15 protein-coding genes are annotated in these 17,673 nt (G+C 63.8%); 9 read left to right on the top strand and 6 right to left on the bottom strand.

The annotated features are described in order from the left end of the window. Window positions 1-10: 10 nt before the first annotated feature. The 5 genes from kdpA (at window position 11) to J9893_RS10955 (ending at window position 7,805) form a co-directional block, all read left to right on the top strand. Window positions 11-1,693 (top strand): potassium-transporting ATPase subunit KdpA, encoded by a 1,683-nt coding sequence (gene kdpA, locus J9893_RS10975; RefSeq protein WP_210600346.1) that lies wholly within the window; start codon window positions 11-13, stop codon window positions 1,691-1,693. Window positions 1,694-1,748: 55 nt separating this feature from the next. Continuing rightward, window positions 1,749-3,806 carry a potassium-transporting ATPase subunit KdpB gene (gene kdpB / locus J9893_RS10970; RefSeq protein ID WP_143236874.1) on the top strand — a complete coding sequence of 686 codons (2,058 nt, stop codon included), beginning with the start codon at window positions 1,749-1,751 and terminating at the stop codon, window positions 3,804-3,806. A gap of 58 nt (window positions 3,807-3,864) precedes the next feature. Beyond that, window positions 3,865-4,392 (top strand): potassium-transporting ATPase subunit C, encoded by a 528-nt coding sequence (locus tag J9893_RS10965; RefSeq protein WP_201997299.1) that lies wholly within the window; start codon window positions 3,865-3,867, stop codon window positions 4,390-4,392. 102 nt (window positions 4,393-4,494) lie between these two features. After that, window positions 4,495-7,083, top strand: coding sequence for a sensor histidine kinase KdpD (locus J9893_RS10960; protein ID WP_143236872.1), 2,589 nt, complete (start codon window positions 4,495-4,497; stop codon window positions 7,081-7,083). A gap of 38 nt (window positions 7,084-7,121) precedes the next feature. Next, window positions 7,122-7,805 (top strand): response regulator, encoded by a 684-nt coding sequence (locus tag J9893_RS10955; protein ID WP_010672297.1) that lies wholly within the window; start codon window positions 7,122-7,124, stop codon window positions 7,803-7,805. 96 nt (window positions 7,806-7,901) lie between these two features. Here the strand turns inward: J9893_RS10955 and J9893_RS10950 are convergent, their stop codons facing one another. Beyond that, entirely contained in the window at window positions 7,902-9,029 is a 1,128-nt protein-coding gene (locus tag J9893_RS10950) for a multidrug effflux MFS transporter (protein ID WP_143236871.1), read from the bottom strand. A 92-nt stretch (window positions 9,030-9,121) separates the two neighbouring features. On the opposite strand from J9893_RS10950, the gene J9893_RS10945 reads away from it, so the two are divergent. Then, window positions 9,122-9,946, top strand: a complete 825-nt coding sequence (locus tag J9893_RS10945) for a helix-turn-helix transcriptional regulator (RefSeq protein WP_143236870.1) — start codon at window positions 9,122-9,124, stop codon at window positions 9,944-9,946. Here J9893_RS10945 and J9893_RS10940 read toward each other — a convergent pair. After that, window positions 9,876-10,109 carry a hypothetical protein gene (locus tag J9893_RS10940; protein ID WP_143236869.1) on the bottom strand — a complete coding sequence of 78 codons (234 nt, stop codon included), beginning with the start codon at window positions 10,107-10,109 and terminating at the stop codon, window positions 9,876-9,878. The two genes, J9893_RS10945 and J9893_RS10940, sit on opposite strands and share 71 nt — an antisense overlap. 283 nt (window positions 10,110-10,392) lie before the next feature. Here J9893_RS10940 and J9893_RS10935 point away from each other — a divergent pair, with 283 nt between their 5' ends. Further along, the gene (locus J9893_RS10935) at window positions 10,393-11,643 is read left to right on the top strand and encodes a valine--pyruvate transaminase (RefSeq protein WP_210600348.1); all 1,251 of its coding nucleotides are present in this window, start codon (window positions 10,393-10,395) and stop codon (window positions 11,641-11,643) included. Window positions 11,644-11,716: 73 nt separating this feature from the next. Here J9893_RS10935 and J9893_RS10930 read toward each other — a convergent pair whose 3' ends face one another. Continuing rightward, window positions 11,717-12,157, bottom strand: a complete 441-nt coding sequence (locus tag J9893_RS10930) for an Hsp20 family protein (RefSeq protein ID WP_010672292.1) — start codon at window positions 12,155-12,157, stop codon at window positions 11,717-11,719. Between the two features lie 92 nt (window positions 12,158-12,249). Beyond that, window positions 12,250-12,663 (bottom strand): Hsp20 family protein, encoded by a 414-nt coding sequence (locus tag J9893_RS10925; protein WP_010672291.1) that lies wholly within the window; start codon window positions 12,661-12,663, stop codon window positions 12,250-12,252. Between the two features lie 234 nt (window positions 12,664-12,897). On the opposite strand from J9893_RS10925, the gene J9893_RS10920 reads away from it, so the two are divergent. Then, complete coding sequence (locus J9893_RS10920) at window positions 12,898-13,602, top strand: YafY family protein (protein ID WP_041212071.1); 705 nt, start codon at window positions 12,898-12,900, stop codon at window positions 13,600-13,602. A 66-nt stretch (window positions 13,603-13,668) separates the two neighbouring features. Next, the gene (locus tag J9893_RS10915) at window positions 13,669-14,046 is read left to right on the top strand and encodes a VOC family protein (RefSeq protein WP_041212070.1); all 378 of its coding nucleotides are present in this window, start codon (window positions 13,669-13,671) and stop codon (window positions 14,044-14,046) included. A gap of 113 nt (window positions 14,047-14,159) precedes the next feature. Here the strand turns inward: J9893_RS10915 and gyrB are convergent, their stop codons facing one another. Both gyrB and recF read right to left on the bottom strand, forming a co-directional pair. Further along, entirely contained in the window at window positions 14,160-16,571 is a 2,412-nt protein-coding gene (gyrB, locus tag J9893_RS10910; protein ID WP_041212069.1) for a DNA topoisomerase (ATP-hydrolyzing) subunit B, read from the bottom strand. Next, window positions 16,568-17,671, bottom strand: a complete 1,104-nt coding sequence (recF, locus tag J9893_RS10905) for a DNA replication/repair protein RecF (protein ID WP_010672287.1) — start codon at window positions 17,669-17,671, stop codon at window positions 16,568-16,570. Before recF ends, gyrB begins: the two co-directional genes overlap by 4 nt. Window positions 17,672-17,673: the final 2 nt, after the last annotated feature.

Below are 17,673 nucleotides of genomic sequence, written 5' to 3'. Positions count from 1 at the left end.
GGAACCGGATATGTGGCAAGAGATCATCTATCCCGTCGCGTTCGTACTGCTGGTGCTGCTGCCGGCGCCTCTGCTTGGCAACTACCTGTATCGGGTGTTTGAAGGCAAGAGTCGCTGGCTGGCCCCGCTTGAGCGCGCCACCCTGGCCTGCTGCGGCACGGACGGGCGCGAGCAGGACTGGAAGTCCTACGCCCTCAGCCTGCTGGCCTTCAACGGCGCCGGCTTCGGCCTGCTGTTCCTGATCCTGATGGCACAGGGGCTGCTGCCCCTCAACCCGCAACAGCTGCCCGGGCTGAACTGGCAACTCGCCTTCAACACCGCGGTCAGCTTCATGACCAACACCAACTGGCAGGCCTACTCCGGCGAAGCCAGCCTCTCCTACTTCAGCCAGATGGTGGGGCTCACCACCCAGAACTTCGTCTCCGCCGCCACCGGCGCCGCCGTCGCCATCGCCCTGTTTCGCGGCATCGCCCGCCAGCAGACCACCCACCTCGGCAACTTCTGGCAGGATCTGGTGCGCTTCTGCCTCTACGTGCTGCTGCCGATGGCGCTGATCCTGGCGCTGCTGCTGGTATGGCAGGGGGTGCCCCAGAGCCTGTCGGCCTACCTGCCGTTCCACGTCCTGGAAGGCCAGGAGCAGCTGCTGCCGCTCGGCCCGGCCGCCTCCCAGATCGCCATCAAGCAGCTCGGCTCCAACGGCGGCGGCTTCTTCGGCATCAACTCGGCCCATCCGTTCGAAAACCCCACCGCCCTCTCCAACTGGCTGGAAATGGTCGCCCTGCTGACCCTGGCCGCCGCCATGGTCTGTACCCTGGGTCGTTACGTGAAGGATCTGGCCCACAGCCGCGCCATCCTCATCGCCATGACCATCATGCTGGTGCTGGGGCTCTGCCTCGCCATCGGCCAGGAGCTGAAGCCGGATCCCGCCCTCGCCCACCTCACCAGCGAAGCCGGCAACTGGGAAGGCAAGGAGAGCCGCTTCGGCCCCGTGCTGTCCAGCATCTGGGAAGTGGCCACCACCGCCGCCTCCAACGGCTCGGTCAACGCCATGCACGACAGCTTCGCCCCGCTCGCCGGCATGGTCGCCATGATCAACATGCTGCTGGGTGAAGTGGTGTTCGGCGGCGTCGGTGCCGGCATCTACGGCATGATGCTGTTCGTTCTGCTGACCGTGTTCCTGTGCGGCCTGATGGTGGGGCGCACCCCCACCTATCTGGGCAAACGGCTCGGTATCACCGAGATGAAGTGGGTGGTCGCCAGCATGCTGGTGATGCCCATCGGGGTATTGGTGATCGGCGGCATTACCCTGCTGATGCCGGACTCCGCCACCGTCATCGGACACGATGGCCCACACGGCCTGTCACGGCTGATCTATGCCTACGCCTCGGCCGCCGGCAACAACGGCTCCGCCTTCGCCGGCTTTGCCGCCGCCGACAACTGGCAGTGCATCGCCATCGGGCTGGCCATGCTGCTCGGCCGCTTCGGCTACATCATTCCGGTGCTGGCCATCGCCGGCCAGCTGGCCCGCGCCCCGCGTCAGGAGCGAAGCGAGGGGGATTTCCCCGTCAGCGGCCCGCTCTTCATTACCCTGTTGATCGTCACCGTGCTGCTGATGGGGGGTCTCTCCTTCCTGCCGGTGCTGGCGCTGGGCCCGGTGGCGGAGCACCTGAGCCTGCTTGGAGGTGCCTTCTGATGCTGCACACTCCACTGATCTGCGTGACCAACTATTCGATGCTGGGAGCTTTCCAATGAGCAAGTCCGCTTCAATGAGCACCGACACCCTCAAGGTGAAGGGCAAGAAACAGAAATCACAGATCCTGCAGGCCATGGTGGAAGCCCTCTATCGCTTCAACCCCAGGGCGCTGCTCGGCAGCCCCATCCTGTTCACCCTCTGGCTGGCGGCCGTGATGGCGACCCAGGAGTCGCTGCTGGGGCAGCCGCTCTCCGGCGTCGCCCCTTCGCTGGCCTGGCAGCTGACCGCCTGGCTCTGGCTCACCCTCTGGTTTGCCAACTTCGCCGAGACCCTGGCCGAGGGGCGCGGCAAGGCACGGGCCGACAGCCTGAAGGCCGGCATGAGCCAGCTCAAGGCACGCCGGGTCACCACCCCGCAGGATGACAAGGGCGAGTGGGTACCGGCCACCAGTCTGCGCAAGGGCGATCTGGTGCTGGTGCGCAGCGGCGAGATGATCCCGGCCGACGGCGAAGTGGTCGCCGGCATTGCCTCGGTCAACGAGGCGGCCATCACCGGCGAATCCGCCCCCGTCATCCGCGAGTCGGGCACCGACCGCAGCGGCGTGACCGGCAACACCACCGTCGTCTCCGACCAGATCTGGGTGCACATCAGCAACAACCCGGGCGAAAGCACGCTGGATCGCATGATTGCCCTGGTGGAAGGGGCCAAGCGGCAGAAGACCCCCAACGAGATGGCGCTGGACGCCCTGCTGGTGGGGCTGACCCTGATCTTCCTGCTGGTGGTGGCCACTCTGCCCTGGTTCCTCGACTACAACGGCACCCAGGTGCCCCGGCTCTATCTGCTGGCGCTGTTCATCACCCTGATCCCGACCACCATCGGCGGTCTGCTCTCCGCCATCGGCATCGCCGGCATGGACCGGCTGGTGAAGCTCAACGTGATCGCCAAGTCGGGCCGGGCGGTGGAAGCCGCCGGCGACGTGCGTACCCTGTTGCTGGACAAGACCGGCACCATCACCTTCGGCAACCGGATGGCGGACGAGCTGATCCCGGCCCCCGGCGTGGACCCCTCCCTGCTGGCCCAGGCCGCCATGCTGGCCTCGCTCGGTGACAACACGCCGGAGGGCAAATCCATCCTGACCCTGGCGAGCAAGAGCCACACCAGACCGAGCCAGCTGGAGAGCGACATCCTCATCCCCTTCAGCGCCGAGACCCGGCTGAGCGGGCTGGATCGCAACGGCCATCACTATCGCAAGGGGGCGGTGGACGCGGTGCTGCGCTACCTCTCCCTCGATCGCAAGGCGGTGCCCGAGCTCATTCTCAAATCGGTGGACAGCATCGCCCGCCAGGGCGGTACCCCGCTGCTGGTCTGCACCCACGAGAAGCTGCTGGGGGTGGTGTTCCTCAAGGACATCATCAAGCCGGGCATCAAGGCACGCTTCCAGATCCTGCGCCACATGGGGATCCGCACCGTGATGATCACCGGTGACAACCCGCTGACCGCCGCCGCCATCGCCGCCGAGGCCGGGGTGGACGACTTCATCGCCGAGGCGACGCCGGAGAAGAAACTGGCCTACATCCGTCAGGAGCAGGCCGACGGCCGGCTGGTGGCCATGTGCGGGGACGGCGCCAACGACGCACCAGCCCTGGCCCAGGCCGACGTGGGCCTGGCCATGAACGAGGGGACCCAGGCCGCCAAGGAGGCGGGCAACCTGGTGGATCTCGACTCCAACCCCACCAAGCTGCTGGACGTGGTGCTGGTGGGCAAGCAGCTGCTGGTGACCCGTGGCGCCCTGACCACCTTCTCCATCGCCAACGACGTGGCCAAGTACTTCGCCATCCTGCCGGCCCTGTTCATCGCCGCCTATCCACAGCTGGGGGCGCTGAACCTGATGCAGCTGGGCAGCCCGGAGAGCGCCATCCTGTCGGCCATCATCTTCAACGCCCTGATCATCGTCGCGCTGGTGCCGCTGGCTCTGCGCGGGGTCAGCCTGAAGGGAACGGCGGCCAGCCTGCTGCGCCGCAACCTGCTGATCTACGGCGTCGGCGGCCTGATAGTGCCTTTCATAGGTATCAAGCTGATCGACCTGGTCATCACCGGCCTGGGCCTAGTGTGACTACATAGCGGGGTGCAGGCCTGGCTTGTACCCCATCAATCTTTTGGAGCAAAAAATCATGATAGCAATCAGAACCCTGCTGACCCTGACCCTGCTGCTGGGGGTGGCATATCCGCTGGCCGTCACCGGGCTGGCCCAGCTGCTCTTCCCCTGGCAGGCCAACGGCAGCCTGCTCACCAACGCCAAGCAGCAGGTGGTCGGCAGCGCCCTGCTGGCCCAGAAATTCGAGCGGGCCGACTACTTCCACTCCCGCCCCTCCGCCAGCGATTTCGCCACCATAGGTGGCGGCGGAAGCAACCTGGGGATGAGCTCGCCGCTACGGGCCGAGTTTGCCGCAGCTGCGGCCAGGGCGCAGCCGGAAGCCAGGGTCCCCGCCCTGCTGACCCGCTCCGCCTCCAGCCTCGATCCCCATCTGCCCCTCGATGCGGTGCTGGCTCAGGTGGATAGGGTTGCCGGGCAACGGGGGCTGGATCCCGTTCAGTTGACGGAGCAGGTCAAGTCGGCGGCACAAGCTGGTATCCTTGGCCCGCAGGTGGTCAACATTCTCCAGTTGAACCTGCAACTCGATCATCAAAAGGGCGCCTGAGGGCGCTCCTTGCCGTTCGGGAAGGCTCCCTTTCGACAACGGGGACAAGCATGAGCAATGAGGTCACGGCCGCAGTTCGGCCGATGCAACGGGAGCACGGGGATGCGTGATGAAGTGAGGGCTGACGCCCTGCTGGCGAGCCTGGAGCAGGAGCACAGGGGCAAGCTGAAGGTGTTTCTCGGCGCGGCCCCCGGCGTCGGCAAGACCTACGCCATGCTGCAGGCGGTGCGGGAGCAGGCCAGGGAGGGAGTCGACATCCTGATCGGGGTGGTGGAGACCCACGGCCGCCAGGAGACCCTGGCCCTGCTCGACAAGCTCGCCATCCTGCCGCGCACACTGCACCTGCACCGCCAGCAGCGCCTGGAGGAGATGGATCTGGACGGTCTGCTGGCGCGCAAGCCCGCCATCGCCGTGGTGGACGAGCTGGCCCACAGCAACGCCCCCGGCAGCCGCCACGAGAAGCGCTGGCAGGATGTGGAGGAGCTGCTGGGCGCCGGCATCGATGTCTACACCACCCTCAACGTGCAGCACCTGGAGAGCCTCAACGATCTGGTGTGGCAGCTGACCGGGGTCAGGGTCAAGGAGACCCTGCCGGATCAGGTGCTGCTGGAGGCCGACAGCCTGGTGCTGATCGACCTCCCCCCCAAGGAGCTACTCGGCCGCCTCAAGGAGGGCAAGGTCTATGTGCCCCACCAGGCCAAGGCCGCCCTGCAGTCATTCTTCTCCCTCAACAACCTGACCGCCCTGCGGGAGCTGGCGATGCAGACCGCCGCCAGCCACGTGGAGGGGGATCTGCAGTTGCTGTGGCAGGCGGCCGGCAAGACCACACTGCCGCTGCGGGGCAAGCTGATGGTCTGCATCGGGGATGAGCACGGCGCCGCCCTGGTGCGTTACGGCCACCGCTTCGCCCAGCGCAGGCAACTGCCCTGGCTGGTGGTGCACATCGACAGCAGGGGGCAACGCTCCCCCGAGCTGGAGCAGGCGCTGGCGCTCGCCTCCCAACTGGGGGCCAGGGTGCTGACCCTCTCCAGCCCGGCCGTGGCCGATGCCCTGCTGGAGACCGCCGAACAGCAGCAGGTCTCCCAATTGCTGCTCGGCAAATCCCGCAACCCGCCCTGGCGTCGATCCCTGGTACAGCACCTGCTCAAACAGGCGCAGGGATTCGAGATCACGCTGGTGGATACCGAGAAGCGCAAGCCCGGTCTGACCCTGCCAACGGCAGGCCCGGGTGAGCTTCGCCAGAGCCTGCTGGCGGTGGCCATCATGGGGGGAACCTCGGCCGCGGTCTGGGCCCTCTCCCACTGGCTGCCCCCCGCCTCCCTGCCCATGCTGTTCGTGCTGGGGGTGCTGGCCACCGCGCTCACCACCAGCCTGGTCCCCGCCATCCTGGCCGCCGTGCTGGGATTCGTCGGCCACAATCTGTTGTTCACCGTCCCCTACTTCTCCCTGAGCGTGGCCAGCCACAGCGACCTGCTCACCCTGTTCGTGCTGCTCATCGTCGGCATCGCGGCCGGGCGCCTCGCCTCCCGCCAGCGTCAGCAGCTGGTCAGCCTGCGCGAGACCCAGCAGCTCGGTAACGCCCTGCTCTCCCTGAGCCAGGGACTGGCCACCGCCAGCAGCCCGGTGGACGTGCTGAGACAGGGAACCCAGGCCATCGCCCTCGCCCTTGGGCAGCCCGTGTTCGCGCTCGATGGGGATTACCAGTACCGGGCCGGTGACACCCAGACCGGGCCGGGCCAGACCGACAAGGCCGCCATCGACTGGTGCCTGGCCCAGAAGCAGAGCGCCGGTGCCCATACCGCCACCCTCAACGCCGCCGAGGCCCAGTATCATCACCTCGGCGATGACCTGGTGCTGGGCATCCGGCTGGCCAGCCCGCTCACCTCCGCTGCCGAGCACCAGCTGCAGGCCCTGCTCACCGATATCCGCGCCGCCCTGGCGCGGATCGAGCTCAACGAGCGACTGGCGGACAGCCAGTTGCAGGCGGAGACCGACCGGATGCGCGCCGCCCTGCTCTCCTCGGTCTCCCACGACCTGAAGACGCCACTGGCCACCATCATGGGGGCCGGCAGCACCCTGCTGGAATACGGGGACCGGATAAGTGCGGAGGACCGCATCGAACTGCTGCACTCGGTGCAGGACGAGGCGCGCCGCCTGCACGGCTATGTGCAAAACCTGCTGGACATGACCCGCATCGGTTCACCGGATTTCCAGTTGAAACGGGACTGGGTCGACCTGGCGGACCTGGTGGAGAGCGCCCGCCGCCGGCTCGACTCCTCCTGGCGCCAGCACAAGCTGCTGGTGCATTTCGATCAGCAGATCCCCCGGCTCTATGTGCACGGCGCCCTGATCGAGCAGGTGCTGGTCAACATCCTCGACAACGCCTCCCGCTACTCACCGGCCGGCACCCCCATCGAGTTCAAGGTGATGCTGGCGGATCCCGACCTCATCATCGACATCATCGATATCGGGGTCGGCATCGCCGAGTCGGATCGGGACAAGATCTTCAATCTGTTCTACACCCAGCCGGTCGGCGACTGCGGCAGCCGCGGTACCGGGCTTGGCCTCGCCATTTCCCGCGCTATGATAGAGGTCCACGGCGGCCGTATCTGGGCATTCGCCGGCCCCAACGGCAACGGCACCTGCATGCGCATCTCCCTGCCGCTGGCCCTCAACGCACCGGCGGCCTGATGGTCGCCACCCTTTTCAATCAGCAAACGGGAGGCTGAATGGCTCACATACTGGTCATCGACGACGAGGCGGCCATCCGCCGTTTTTTGCGGATCAGCCTGATCGCCGAAGGACATCAGGTGAGTGAGGCGGTCGGCGTCACCGAGGGGATGGCGCAGTATCGCCACCTCAACCCCGACCTGGTGATCCTGGATCTGGGCCTGCCGGACGGTGATGGCATCCAAATCCTGCACGCCATCCGCGAGCACCACGCCAATCCCGTGCTGGTGCTCTCGGCGCGGGACTCAGAGCAGGAGAAGGTGCGGCTGCTGGATGCGGGGGCCAACGACTACATGAGCAAGCCGTTCGGCGTCGGGGAGATGATGGCCCGTATCCGGGTGCTGCTGCGCCAGCGAGTCGGTGCCACCAGCGGCGAGTGTCGACACTTCCCCCACTGTGGCCTGACCCTGGACAGCAGCAGCCACAAGGTGACCCTGCAGGGCGAGGAGATCCCCCTCTCCCGCAAGGAGTTCGCCCTGTTGCAGGCGCTGGTGTGCCACCCCGGCAAGCTGGTGCAACAGACCCAGCTGCTCATCGACATCTGGGGGCCAAGCCACAAGGAGGACACTCACTACCTGCGCATCGTCATCGCCAGTCTGCGCAAGAAGCTGGGAGATAACCCCCAGCAACCCACGCTGATCGAGACCGAATCCGGAATCGGCTACCGCTTTATCGGCAGCTGATGTTGCAGCAAGAAGCTGGGCGGCAACATTCCCAGCAACCCACCCTGATCGAAACTGAAGCCGGCATCGGCTACCGTTTTATTGGCACCTGATGTTTCACGTGGAACGACGCCAGCAACAACACAGTGCCAGCAGACCGCATCCCCCGAGCAGCAGACCGAGATCCTGCAAGCTGGCGGCAACCGCCAACCCCAGGCTGAGCAGCAGGTAGTAACCGAGCCCGAACAGGGCCCCGGCACTGCCCGCCACCTCCCGGTAGGCCAGCAGCGCCTGGCTCAGCACATTGGGGATAGCCAGCCCGAACGCCACCACCACCCCCATCATGGGCAGCAGGAACCAGAGCGAAGTCTGACTGGCCCACACCAGCCAGCCGGACCCCAGCGCCAACGCGGCAGCGAGCCGGATCAACGAGGCAGGCGTCCAGCCACGGCCCAGCAGGCGCTTGTTGAGCAGGCTACCCCCCAGGGTCGCCAGCGCCAGCAAGATGCCGGAGTAACCGAACTCGCCCGCACTCAACCCCAGCCCGGCAAACAGAAAGGGAGCCAGGCTGTAGTAGCCAAACAGCATGGTGTTGAACAGCGCTACCAGTGCGGCGCTGCGCCACAAGGCTGCATCACGCGCCATCCGTTGTGCCAGCGGCCAGAGTGCCACCCGCTGGGTGATGGCCGGCCGGGTTTCCGGCAGTTGCCAGCAAGTGACCAGCAGCAATCCGACTGCCAACACCAGCAGGGCGCTGAATACCCCCAGATAGCCGAACCCGCTCGCCAGCTGGCCGCCGCTCACCAGCCCCAGCACCGGACTGAGGGAGAGCGCGATACCCGTCACTGAAAAGACCCGTGCCAGATCGCTGCCCTGATAGCTGTCGCGCAGCATGGTCTGGGTCACCACGGAACCCACGGCGGCGCCGAAGGCCGCGATGACCCGGGCCAGCAGCAGGGTTTCAAATTGAGTGGCCAGCAACGCCAACAGGGTGCCGGCACCATAGGTCAGCAACCCCGCCAGCATGGCGGGACGCCGCCCGATGAGATCGCACACTCGGCCCCAGCAGACCACGCCCGCCGCAAACGCCAGAAAATAGACCGACAGGGTCTGGGACGCCTGCCCCTCGCTCACCCGAAACTCAGTGGCGATATGGGTCAGCACCGGGCTGTAGATGGTCTCCACTATCTGGGGAAACATCATCAATCCGACCACCAGCCAGCGCGGTGGCAACCTGTTGTTCATGACACACCTCCTTCACAAGAGGTCGCCATTCTAGAGAGGGATAACTTGTCCGATTACAATAAGGCGGACTATAAACAGCAAGAATCGGACACATGGCCTTTATTCTTCCCGATCACCCCTTTGATCCGGACCAGCACGACGGCAGCGCCATCGGTATTGCCGCCGCCCTCGGCTGGCACGACTCCGGCCGCCATCAGCACCAGCGCCACCAGCTGCTGTTCGCCCAGGCAGGCTGCATGACCATAGAGCTGGACGATCAGGTCTGCCTGCTGCCGCCGACGCGAGCGGCCTGGTTGCCAGCGGGTCTGCCCCACCGGGTGTTGATGCGCGGAGTTGTGGCCTATCGCTCCCTCTACTTCCAGCCGGAGCCCGAGTTGCCAAACGAGATGGCGGTGCTGGCGGTCAACCCGCTGCTGCGGGAGATCATCGAGCGGATGGCGCTCTGGCCCTGGGACAAGCCGGAAGCAGAGCAAACCTGCACACTGGCATTATTGAAAGAAGAGCTGGCGCAAGCGCCGCGAGAATCCTGGCAGTTGCCGCTGCCGTCAGACGGGCGTCTGACCGGCTGGCTGCTGGAGATAAAGCGGGGTGACACCCTGCCCGATCGGCTCAACCGGCTGGCCGAGCGGGTGGGTGCCAGTGACAAGACCATAGGCCGCATCTTCATGCGGGAGACCGGCATGAGCTACCAGGCCTGGCGCCAGCAGTGGCGACTGCTGCGGGCCATGGAACTGCTGGCCGAAGCCGAGCCCATCAGCCGGGTGGCCGCTGCCCTGGAGTTCGCCAGCGACAGCGCCTTCATCGCCTTCTTCAGGCAGCACACGGGGCAGACCCCCTTGCGCCACCTCAACTCTCGGGATGAGTCGCATCGGCCGAGCTCGCCTCCACCACCAGGGTCTCCAGGGCCAGCGGCTTGAGGTTGTGGATGGCCTCTGCCACCACGTCATGGGAGGCCTGCTGCTGCAAGGCCAGCATCTCCTGCTGCAGGGCGGAGCTGTCCAGCTCGGGTCTGGGGTTCTCGGCGGCCATGGCATTCAGGCTCAGGCTGCTGGCAATCAGGGTAGCGATCAGGATCTTCATCTGGCGTGCTCCGGTGTGGTTGAGATGACCACATAACTATTCCAATAGTTGTGCCAGATTTATAACAGCATGATTTTATTGATATAAATGATTTTTTGATGCTGCCACCCCCCTTCCTGAATCGAATATTGGTTATTTTAAAACCTATAAATGGTTTTTTTTACCACCTCCATCATGGCAACCCTGTTCCACGTGAAACGCCCCGTTTTTTTGATCGACACCCGCTTTTGAAGTGAGCTATGGTGCTAGCTCCCCCCTTAACTGACTCTGGATTTGCCACCGAATGGAATTCTCCTTGTTCGGCGAGAAGTTCACTCGCCACGCCGGTATTACCCAACTCATGGACGACCTCAATCAAGGGCTGCTGAATCCCGACGCCATCATGCTGGGAGGCGGCAATCCGGCCCCCATCCCCGCCATGCTGGAACGCTTTCAGGCCGAGGCCAATACCCTGCTCGACAACGGCGAACTGATCAAGGCCATGGCCAACTACGATGGCCCCCAGGGCAAGGACAGGTTCACCAAGGCGCTGGCGACCCTGCTCAGCAAGGAGCTGGGCTGGGAGATCTCCGCCCGCAACATCGCCCTGACCAATGGCAGCCAGAACGCCTTCTTCTATCTGTTCAACCTGCTGGCCGGCGAGTTCGCCGACGGTCGCAAGAAGAAGGTGCTGTTCCCCCTGGCCCCCGAATACATCGGCTATGCCGACTCGGCCCTCTCGGACGATCATTTCGTCGCCTACAAGCCCACCATCGAGAAGCTGCCCGACAGCCAGTTCAAATACCACGTGGATTTCGAGAGCCTGCAGGTGGGCGACGACATCGGGGTGATCTGTGTCTCCCGGCCGACCAACCCCACCGGCAACGTGCTCACCGACGAGGAGATCGAGCACCTCGATCAGATCGCCCGTGACAAGGGGATCCCGCTGCTCATCGACAATGCCTACGGCGTGCCCTTCCCCGGCATCATCTTCAGCGACGCCAAGCCGTTCTGGAACGCCAACACCATCCTCTGCATGAGCCTCTCCAAGCTCGGCCTGCCGGGCACCCGTTGCGGCATCGTCATCGCCGACGAGAAGATCATCCGGGCCATCACCAACCTGAGCGGCATCATCAATCTGGCGCCGGGCAGCCTGGGTCCGGCCATCACCATTCCGATGATCGAGAGCGGTGACATCATCACCCTGAGCGAACAGGTGGTGAAACCCTTCTACCAGCAGAAAGCCACCTTCGCGGTCCAGCTGCTGCGCGAGGCCATTCCGGATCCGCGCTTCCACATCCACAAGCCGGAGGGAGCCCTCTTCCTCTGGCTCTGGTTCGAAGACCTGCCGATCCACTGCCAGGAGCTGTATGAGCGACTGAAGGCGAAGAACCTGCTGATCGTGCCCGGCCACTACTTCTTCCCCGGCATCGACGACCCCGAGTGGCGCCACAGCCAGGAGTGCATCCGCCTCAACTATGCCCAGAGCGAAGATCTGGTGCGTCGTGGCATCGCCATCCTGGCCGACGAGATCAACGCCCTCTACGCCGGTTGATTCCCCCTTCGGCATGAAAAAAAGAGGCCTGCAGATGCAGGCCTCTTTTCTATCAGGTGGTCAGCGATGTTGTTTAACCGGGCAGTGCCAGCTGATCGGGTTTGCCGATGGGGATGGCACGGGGCTTGAGCGCTTCCGGCAGCTCCCGGGCCAGCTCTATGGTCAGCAGACCGTGCTCCAGCCTGGCCCCCTGCACTTCCACGTGCTGGCTCAGCTTGAAGGCGAGCTCGAAGTCCCGCTCGGCGATCCCCTGATGGAGGAACTGGCGCTCGCCCATGGTGGCGACCTTGCGCCCCTTCACCTTGAGGGTACCGTTTTCGGTCTCCAGCTCCAGCTCATTGCGATCGAAACCGGCCACGGCAACCGTGATGAGGTAGCTGTCGTGATCCCGCTTTTCGATGTTGTACGGGGGGTAGGCCGAGGTCTTCTGATCGAACAGGCCTTCCAGCTCGCGGGCCATCCGCTCGAAGCCGACGGCATTGGAATAGAGATGAGAAAAATCGAGGTTACGCATGATCCTATCCTTCTATAAAGCAACAGGGTTTACTCTCCACGGGCCCGCCATCGGCACCCGGGAAACATCAGCAATGCAACGAGGTCAGGCTGTCAGCCGTTGATCTCGATCTTGCGGGGCTTCATCGCCTCGGGCACTTCGCGCACCAGGTCGATGTGCAGCAGACCGTTCTTCAGGTCGGCCCCCTTCACCCGCACATAGTCGGCCAGCTGGAAGCGACGCTCGAAGCCGCGTTCAGCAATGCCTTGGTAGAGGTAGTTGCGCTCGGTGTCGGCCTGCTTGCTGCCCTTCACCGTCAGCAGATTTTCCTGGAAGCTCAGCTCCAGCTCTTCCTGGGTAAAGCCCGCCACCGCCATGCTGATGCGGTAGTCGCTGTCACCCAGCTGCTCGATGTTGTAGGGGGGATAGCCGGCATTGCCATTGCTGGCGGCAGATTCGATGAGAGTGGCCAGACGATCGAAACCGATGGCAGAACGATAGAGCGGAGAAAAGTCGATAGAACGCATAGTATTACCCTCTTGTGAGCGATAACGGATTGTTTGCCCTCCTGATGGACGGGCGCCTGGTCGAAACCTCTGTCGAGCGTTCCGGCCTTGTTATCTATATAGGGGCCCGCTTTCGGCTTTCAAGGGCTCTGCTCGAAAAATCTTCTCGCCGCCCGTGGCAGGCCTTTTCCACATTCAGCTTTCTCCCCCAGTCACAACATGGCACCCTGAGCGGAGATCTTGAGGAGCCATATCATGTCCCGTTCCGAACGCCTGCTGGCCCTGCTGCAACTGCTGCGCGGCCACCGCTACGCCATCACCGGCAGCGAGCTGGCCAGCCAGCTTGGCATCAGCCTGCGCACCCTCTATCGGGATATCGCTACCCTGCAGGCACAGGGCGCCCACATCGAGGGGGAAGCGGGCATCGGCTATGTGCTGCGCCCCGGCTTCATGTTGCCGCCGCTGATGTTCAGTGAAGAGGAGCTGGATGCGCTGGTGCTGGGCTCACGCTGGGTGGCGGCCCATGCCGATCATGCACTCAGCACCGCCGCCAGCAGCGCGCTGGCCAAGATAGAGGCCGTACTGCCCGCCGACTACCGCCAACAGCTGCATGCCAATGCCCTGCTGATCGGCACCTCTCGCGGTGACTGCCCTGTCGACGAGGCTCCGCTGCGCAGCGCCATCCGCCAGCAGCGCAAGGTGAGCCTGAGCTATCGGGATCTCAAGGAGGAGAGTTCGGAGCGCACCGTCTGGCCCTGTGCCCTCGGTTACTTCGATCAGGTGCGGGTACTGGTTGCCTGGTGCGAGCTGCGCCAGGCCTTTCGTCACTTTCGGGTAGACAGGATCAGCGCGATGCGGCTGGAAGCGGAACCTTATCCGGGCAGTCGGGAGCGGCTGCTCAAGGAGTGGCGCGACAGCCAGCAGATCCCGCAGCCCAGATTCATTGCTGACAGAAACTGACAGCAGGCAGCGCCATGCTGACGGAGTCGGCGCCGATGCGCCATCTCATCAGCAAGGAGCATCACCATGTTAATCCCCCAGTTCACCATCCTCTACGTTGCCAACCCGGCTCACAGCACGCTCTTCTATCGCGAGCTGTTCGGACGCCCACCGGTGGAGGAGTCCCCCACCTTTGCCATGTTCGTGTTCGAATCGGGCGCCAGACTGGCCCTCTGGTCCAGCGCCACGGTCGAGCCCGCCGTGACCCAAACGGCCGGGGCCATGGAGCTGGCCTTCGCCCTCCCCGATGATGCCGCGGTCGATAGACAGTCTGCCGAGTGGCAGGCGCGCGGGCTCACCCTGATCCAGGCACCGACCCGGATGGAGTTTGGCTACACCTGCATGGCCCTCGATCCGGATGGCCATCGTCTGCGCCTCTACTGCCCGGCCCCCGAACTGGGCTGAGCCGGCACCATCAAGACGGAGTCATGTTTCACGTGGAACGCGCCCTTTTCCTTGCCCCAGAAAACAAAAAGCCGCTCACGAGGAGCGGCTTTTGATGGTTGTCGGACCGTCTATTAGACGTCGAGGTTGGCAACCCGCAGGGCGTTGGTCTCGATAAAGTCGCGACGGGGCTCAACGGCATCCCCCATCAGGGTGGAGAAGAGCTGGTCGGCGCCGACCGCGTCGTCGATGGTGACGCGCAGCATGCGACGGGCTTCCGGATCCATGGTGGTTTCCCACAGCTGCTCCGGGTTCATCTCCCCCAGCCCTTTATAGCGCTGGATGTAGATGCCACGCTTGCCTTCGCCCATCAGCCACTCGACCGCTTCCACGAAGCTGGCGACCGGTTTCACCTTCTCGCCACGCTTGATGTAACCGCCTTCCTCGATCAGGTTGGCGATCTCCTTGCCCAGGGAGACCAGCTGACGGTACTCGGAGGATTGCAGGAAGTCGTAGCTGAGCGGGTATTCACGGTCGACCCCGTGCTGGCGTACCACGGCGTGGGGCACGAACAGGCTGCGCTCCTCGTCGCGGCGTACCTGCATCTGGTACTGGATGCCGTGGTTGCTCTCGTTGAGCACGGCTTCCATGCTCTGGCACCAGGCCTGCAGATCGCTCTCGCTGGCCAGCAGGGTTTCGTTCAACTCAGGCTGATAGATCAGCTGGGTCAGCACGGCTTCCGGGGCGCGACGGGACATGCGGGTGATGAGGTGAGTCACGGCGCGATGCTGGTTGACCAGACGCTCCAGCGCCTCGCCACCGATGGCCGGGGCAGATTCGTTGACATGCAGGGTCGCACCGTCCAGCGCCATGGCGGTCTGGTACTGCAACAATGCGTCTTCGTCTTTCAGGTACTGCTCCTGCTTGCCCTTCTTCACCTTGTAGAGCGGCGGCTGGGCGATGAAGACATAGCCACGCTCGATGATTTCCGGCATCTGACGATAGAAGAAGGTCAGCAGCAGGGTACGGATGTGCGCACCATCGACGTCCGCATCCGTCATGATGATGATGTTGTGATAGCGCAGCTTGTCCGGGTTGTACTCGTCGCGACCGATGCCACAGCCCAGGGCGGTGATCAGGGTGCCCACCTCCTGGGAGGAGATCATCTTGTCGAAACGGGCCTTCTCCACGTTCAGGATTTTACCCTTGAGGGGCAGGATGGCCTGGTTCTTCCGGTTGCGACCCTGCTTGGCGGAGCCGCCAGCAGAGTCCCCTTCCACGATGTAGAGTTCGGAGAGCGCCGGGTCTTTCTCCTGACAGTCCGCCAGCTTGCCGGGCAGACCGGCGATATCCAGCGCGCCCTTGCGGCGGGTCAGTTCGCGGGCCTTGCGGGCAGCTTCACGGGCACGGGCCGCATCGATGATCTTGTTGACCACGATCTTGGCGTCGCCCGGGTTTTCCAGCAGGAAGTCGGCCAGCTTCTCACCCATGGCCTGTTCCACGGCGGTCTTCACTTCGGAAGAGACCAGCTTGTCCTTGGTCTGGGAGGAGAACTTAGGGTCAGGCACCTTGACGGAGATAACGGCAATCAGACCTTCACGGACGTCGTCACCACTGGCGGCGGACTTGGCCTTCTTGCTGTAGTCCTCCTTGTCCATGTAGTTGTTCAGCGTCCGGGTCAGCGCGGTACGGAAGCCCACCAGGTGGGTACCACCATCCCGCTGCGGAATGTTGTTGGTGAAGCAGTAGACCCCTTCCTGATAGGCGTCGTTCCACTGCATGGCGACTTCGACACCGATTCCGTCCTGCTCGGTGGTGAAGTGGAACACCTTGGGGTGGATCGGGGTCTTGTTCTGGTTCAGGTACTCGACGAAGGCCTTGATGCCCCCTTCGTAGCAGAAGTGCGCCTCGCGGCCATCACGCTCGTCCATCAGACGGATGGAGACGCCGGAGTTGAGGAAGGAGAGCTCGCGCAGACGCTTGGCCAGGATCTCGTAGTGGAACAGGGTGTCACTGAAGATGGTCGGGCTCGGCCAGAAGCGAACTTCGGTCCCGGTGCCGGTGCTGTCACCAATCTGCTTGAGGGGTGCCTGCGGCTCGCCCAGGTGATAGGTCTGCTCGTAGACATGACCGTTGCGGCGGATGGTCAGCAGCAGCTTGTCGGAAAGCGCGTTCACCACGGAAACGCCCACACCGTGCAGACCGCCGGACACCTTGTAGGAGTTGTCATCGAATTTGCCGCCGGCGTGCAGCACGGTCATGATGACTTCGGCGGCCGAACGACCCTCTTCCGGGTGGATGTCCACCGGAATGCCGCGACCGTTGTCGCGCACGGAGACGGAGCCGTCGGAATGGATCTTGACCTGGATATCGGAGCAGTAGCCAGCCAGAGCCTCGTCGATGGAGTTGTCGACGACCTCGAACACCATGTGGTGCAGGCCCGATCCATCGTCCGTATCGCCGATATACATCCCCGGGCGCTTGCGGACCGCATCCAGGCCCTTGAGCACCTTGATATTCGAGGAGTCGTAAGTATTTTCACTCATAGCTTACTCTCTGCCTTCTCTAACGTTTCGGAGATCTTGCCTTGTTCCACGTGGAACAGCTTGCAGTCACTCGCATCCATCATGTCTGCGAGCTGACCGGTATCGATGGCGGTGATGAACACCTGGGACGCGCACTGCTTCAGCCTTGCGGCCAGCAGACGACGTTTGTCGACATCCAGTTCAGAGGCAAAATCATCAATTAAAAAAATACAGCCGCGGCTGCTATGTTGATTCAAATAGAGCCCTTGGGCCAGCCGCATGGCACAGACCAGCAACTTCAGCTGACCCCTGGACAAAATATCCTGCGCGGGCACGCCGTTCGCCTTGAGCCGCACGTCCGCCTTCTGCGGACCGACCCCAGTGTACCCCAGCGAACGATCCCGTTCGAACCCCGCCTCCAGCAATGCATCGAGGGGAGTGTCTTTTTCCCAGCCTCGATAGAATCCAAGACTGATATCGAACTCCGGCAGAAAATCTGCCGTCATCTCCTTGATCAGGGGCGTAATGGCCTGACAATAACTGGCGCGAAACCCCGCCAGCTCGCCGCCCAGTCGCACCAGCTCCTGATCCCAGAACGCCAGTTGACGATACTGGGTGCTCTGGCGCAGCAAGGCATTGCGCTGCTTCAACAGCCGACGCACCCGCCCCCAGAGGGAGAAGAAGGTCGGCTCCTGATGGAAAACACCCCAGTCGAGCCAGGCCCGGCGAGCCTGGGGCCCACCGGTCAGCAGGCTGAAACCATCGGGGTGGATCAACTGTACCGGCAACAGCTCCGCCAGATCGGCCAGGCGCTGGGCCTGGGCACCGGCGATCTTGAGCTGGGTTTCGCCCCCCTTGTCCTTGGCAAGCCCGATGGGCACCTGACGCCCCTCCAGCTCGCACTGGGCAAACAGGGTAAAGGCCCGCTCGCCCTGGCGGATGACCCGCCCGGTCAAATGGGTACGAAACGAGCGGCCGAGACCAAGGTAATGAATGGCTTCCAGCACGCTGGTCTTGCCGCTGCCGTTGCTCCCGACCAGGATATTGAGGCCGGGAGACAGCGCGAGACTGGCGTGCTGAATGTTGCGAAAGTCGCTGAGCTGGAGTTTGACCAGGGACACGA

Origin of the sequence: Aeromonas sp. MaB10011B (assembly GCF_017939325.1) — a bacterium.
In the GTDB taxonomy this organism is placed as follows: Bacteria; Pseudomonadota; Gammaproteobacteria; order Enterobacterales; family Aeromonadaceae; genus Aeromonas; species Aeromonas caviae.
Note: the sequence above shows the minus strand (reverse complement) of the source record. Positions and strands in the feature narration are given on the sequence as shown.

What these genes read in the sequence shown, in the direction of transcription:
- kdpA (WP_210600346.1), top strand. Translation starts at nt 11, where the DNA reads ATGTGGCAAGAGATCATCTATCCCGTCGCGTTCGTACTGCTGGTGCTG.
- kdpB (WP_143236874.1), top strand. Translation starts at nt 1,749, where the DNA reads ATGAGCAAGTCCGCTTCAATGAGCACCGACACCCTCAAGGTGAAGGGC.
- J9893_RS10965 (WP_201997299.1), top strand. Translation starts at nt 3,865, where the DNA reads ATGATAGCAATCAGAACCCTGCTGACCCTGACCCTGCTGCTGGGGGTG.
- J9893_RS10960 (WP_143236872.1), top strand. Translation starts at nt 4,495, where the DNA reads ATGCGTGATGAAGTGAGGGCTGACGCCCTGCTGGCGAGCCTGGAGCAG.
- J9893_RS10955 (WP_010672297.1), top strand. Translation starts at nt 7,122, where the DNA reads ATGGCTCACATACTGGTCATCGACGACGAGGCGGCCATCCGCCGTTTT.
- J9893_RS10950 (WP_143236871.1), bottom strand. Translation starts at nt 9,029, where the DNA reads ATGAACAACAGGTTGCCACCGCGCTGGCTGGTGGTCGGATTGATGATG.
- J9893_RS10945 (WP_143236870.1), top strand. Translation starts at nt 9,122, where the DNA reads ATGGCCTTTATTCTTCCCGATCACCCCTTTGATCCGGACCAGCACGAC.
- J9893_RS10940 (WP_143236869.1), bottom strand. Translation starts at nt 10,109, where the DNA reads ATGAAGATCCTGATCGCTACCCTGATTGCCAGCAGCCTGAGCCTGAAT.
- J9893_RS10935 (WP_210600348.1), top strand. Translation starts at nt 10,393, where the DNA reads ATGGAATTCTCCTTGTTCGGCGAGAAGTTCACTCGCCACGCCGGTATT.
- J9893_RS10930 (WP_010672292.1), bottom strand. Translation starts at nt 12,157, where the DNA reads ATGCGTAACCTCGATTTTTCTCATCTCTATTCCAATGCCGTCGGCTTC.
- J9893_RS10925 (WP_010672291.1), bottom strand. Translation starts at nt 12,663, where the DNA reads ATGCGTTCTATCGACTTTTCTCCGCTCTATCGTTCTGCCATCGGTTTC.
- J9893_RS10920 (WP_041212071.1), top strand. Translation starts at nt 12,898, where the DNA reads ATGTCCCGTTCCGAACGCCTGCTGGCCCTGCTGCAACTGCTGCGCGGC.
- J9893_RS10915 (WP_041212070.1), top strand. Translation starts at nt 13,669, where the DNA reads ATGTTAATCCCCCAGTTCACCATCCTCTACGTTGCCAACCCGGCTCAC.
- gyrB (WP_041212069.1), bottom strand. Translation starts at nt 16,571, where the DNA reads ATGAGTGAAAATACTTACGACTCCTCGAATATCAAGGTGCTCAAGGGC.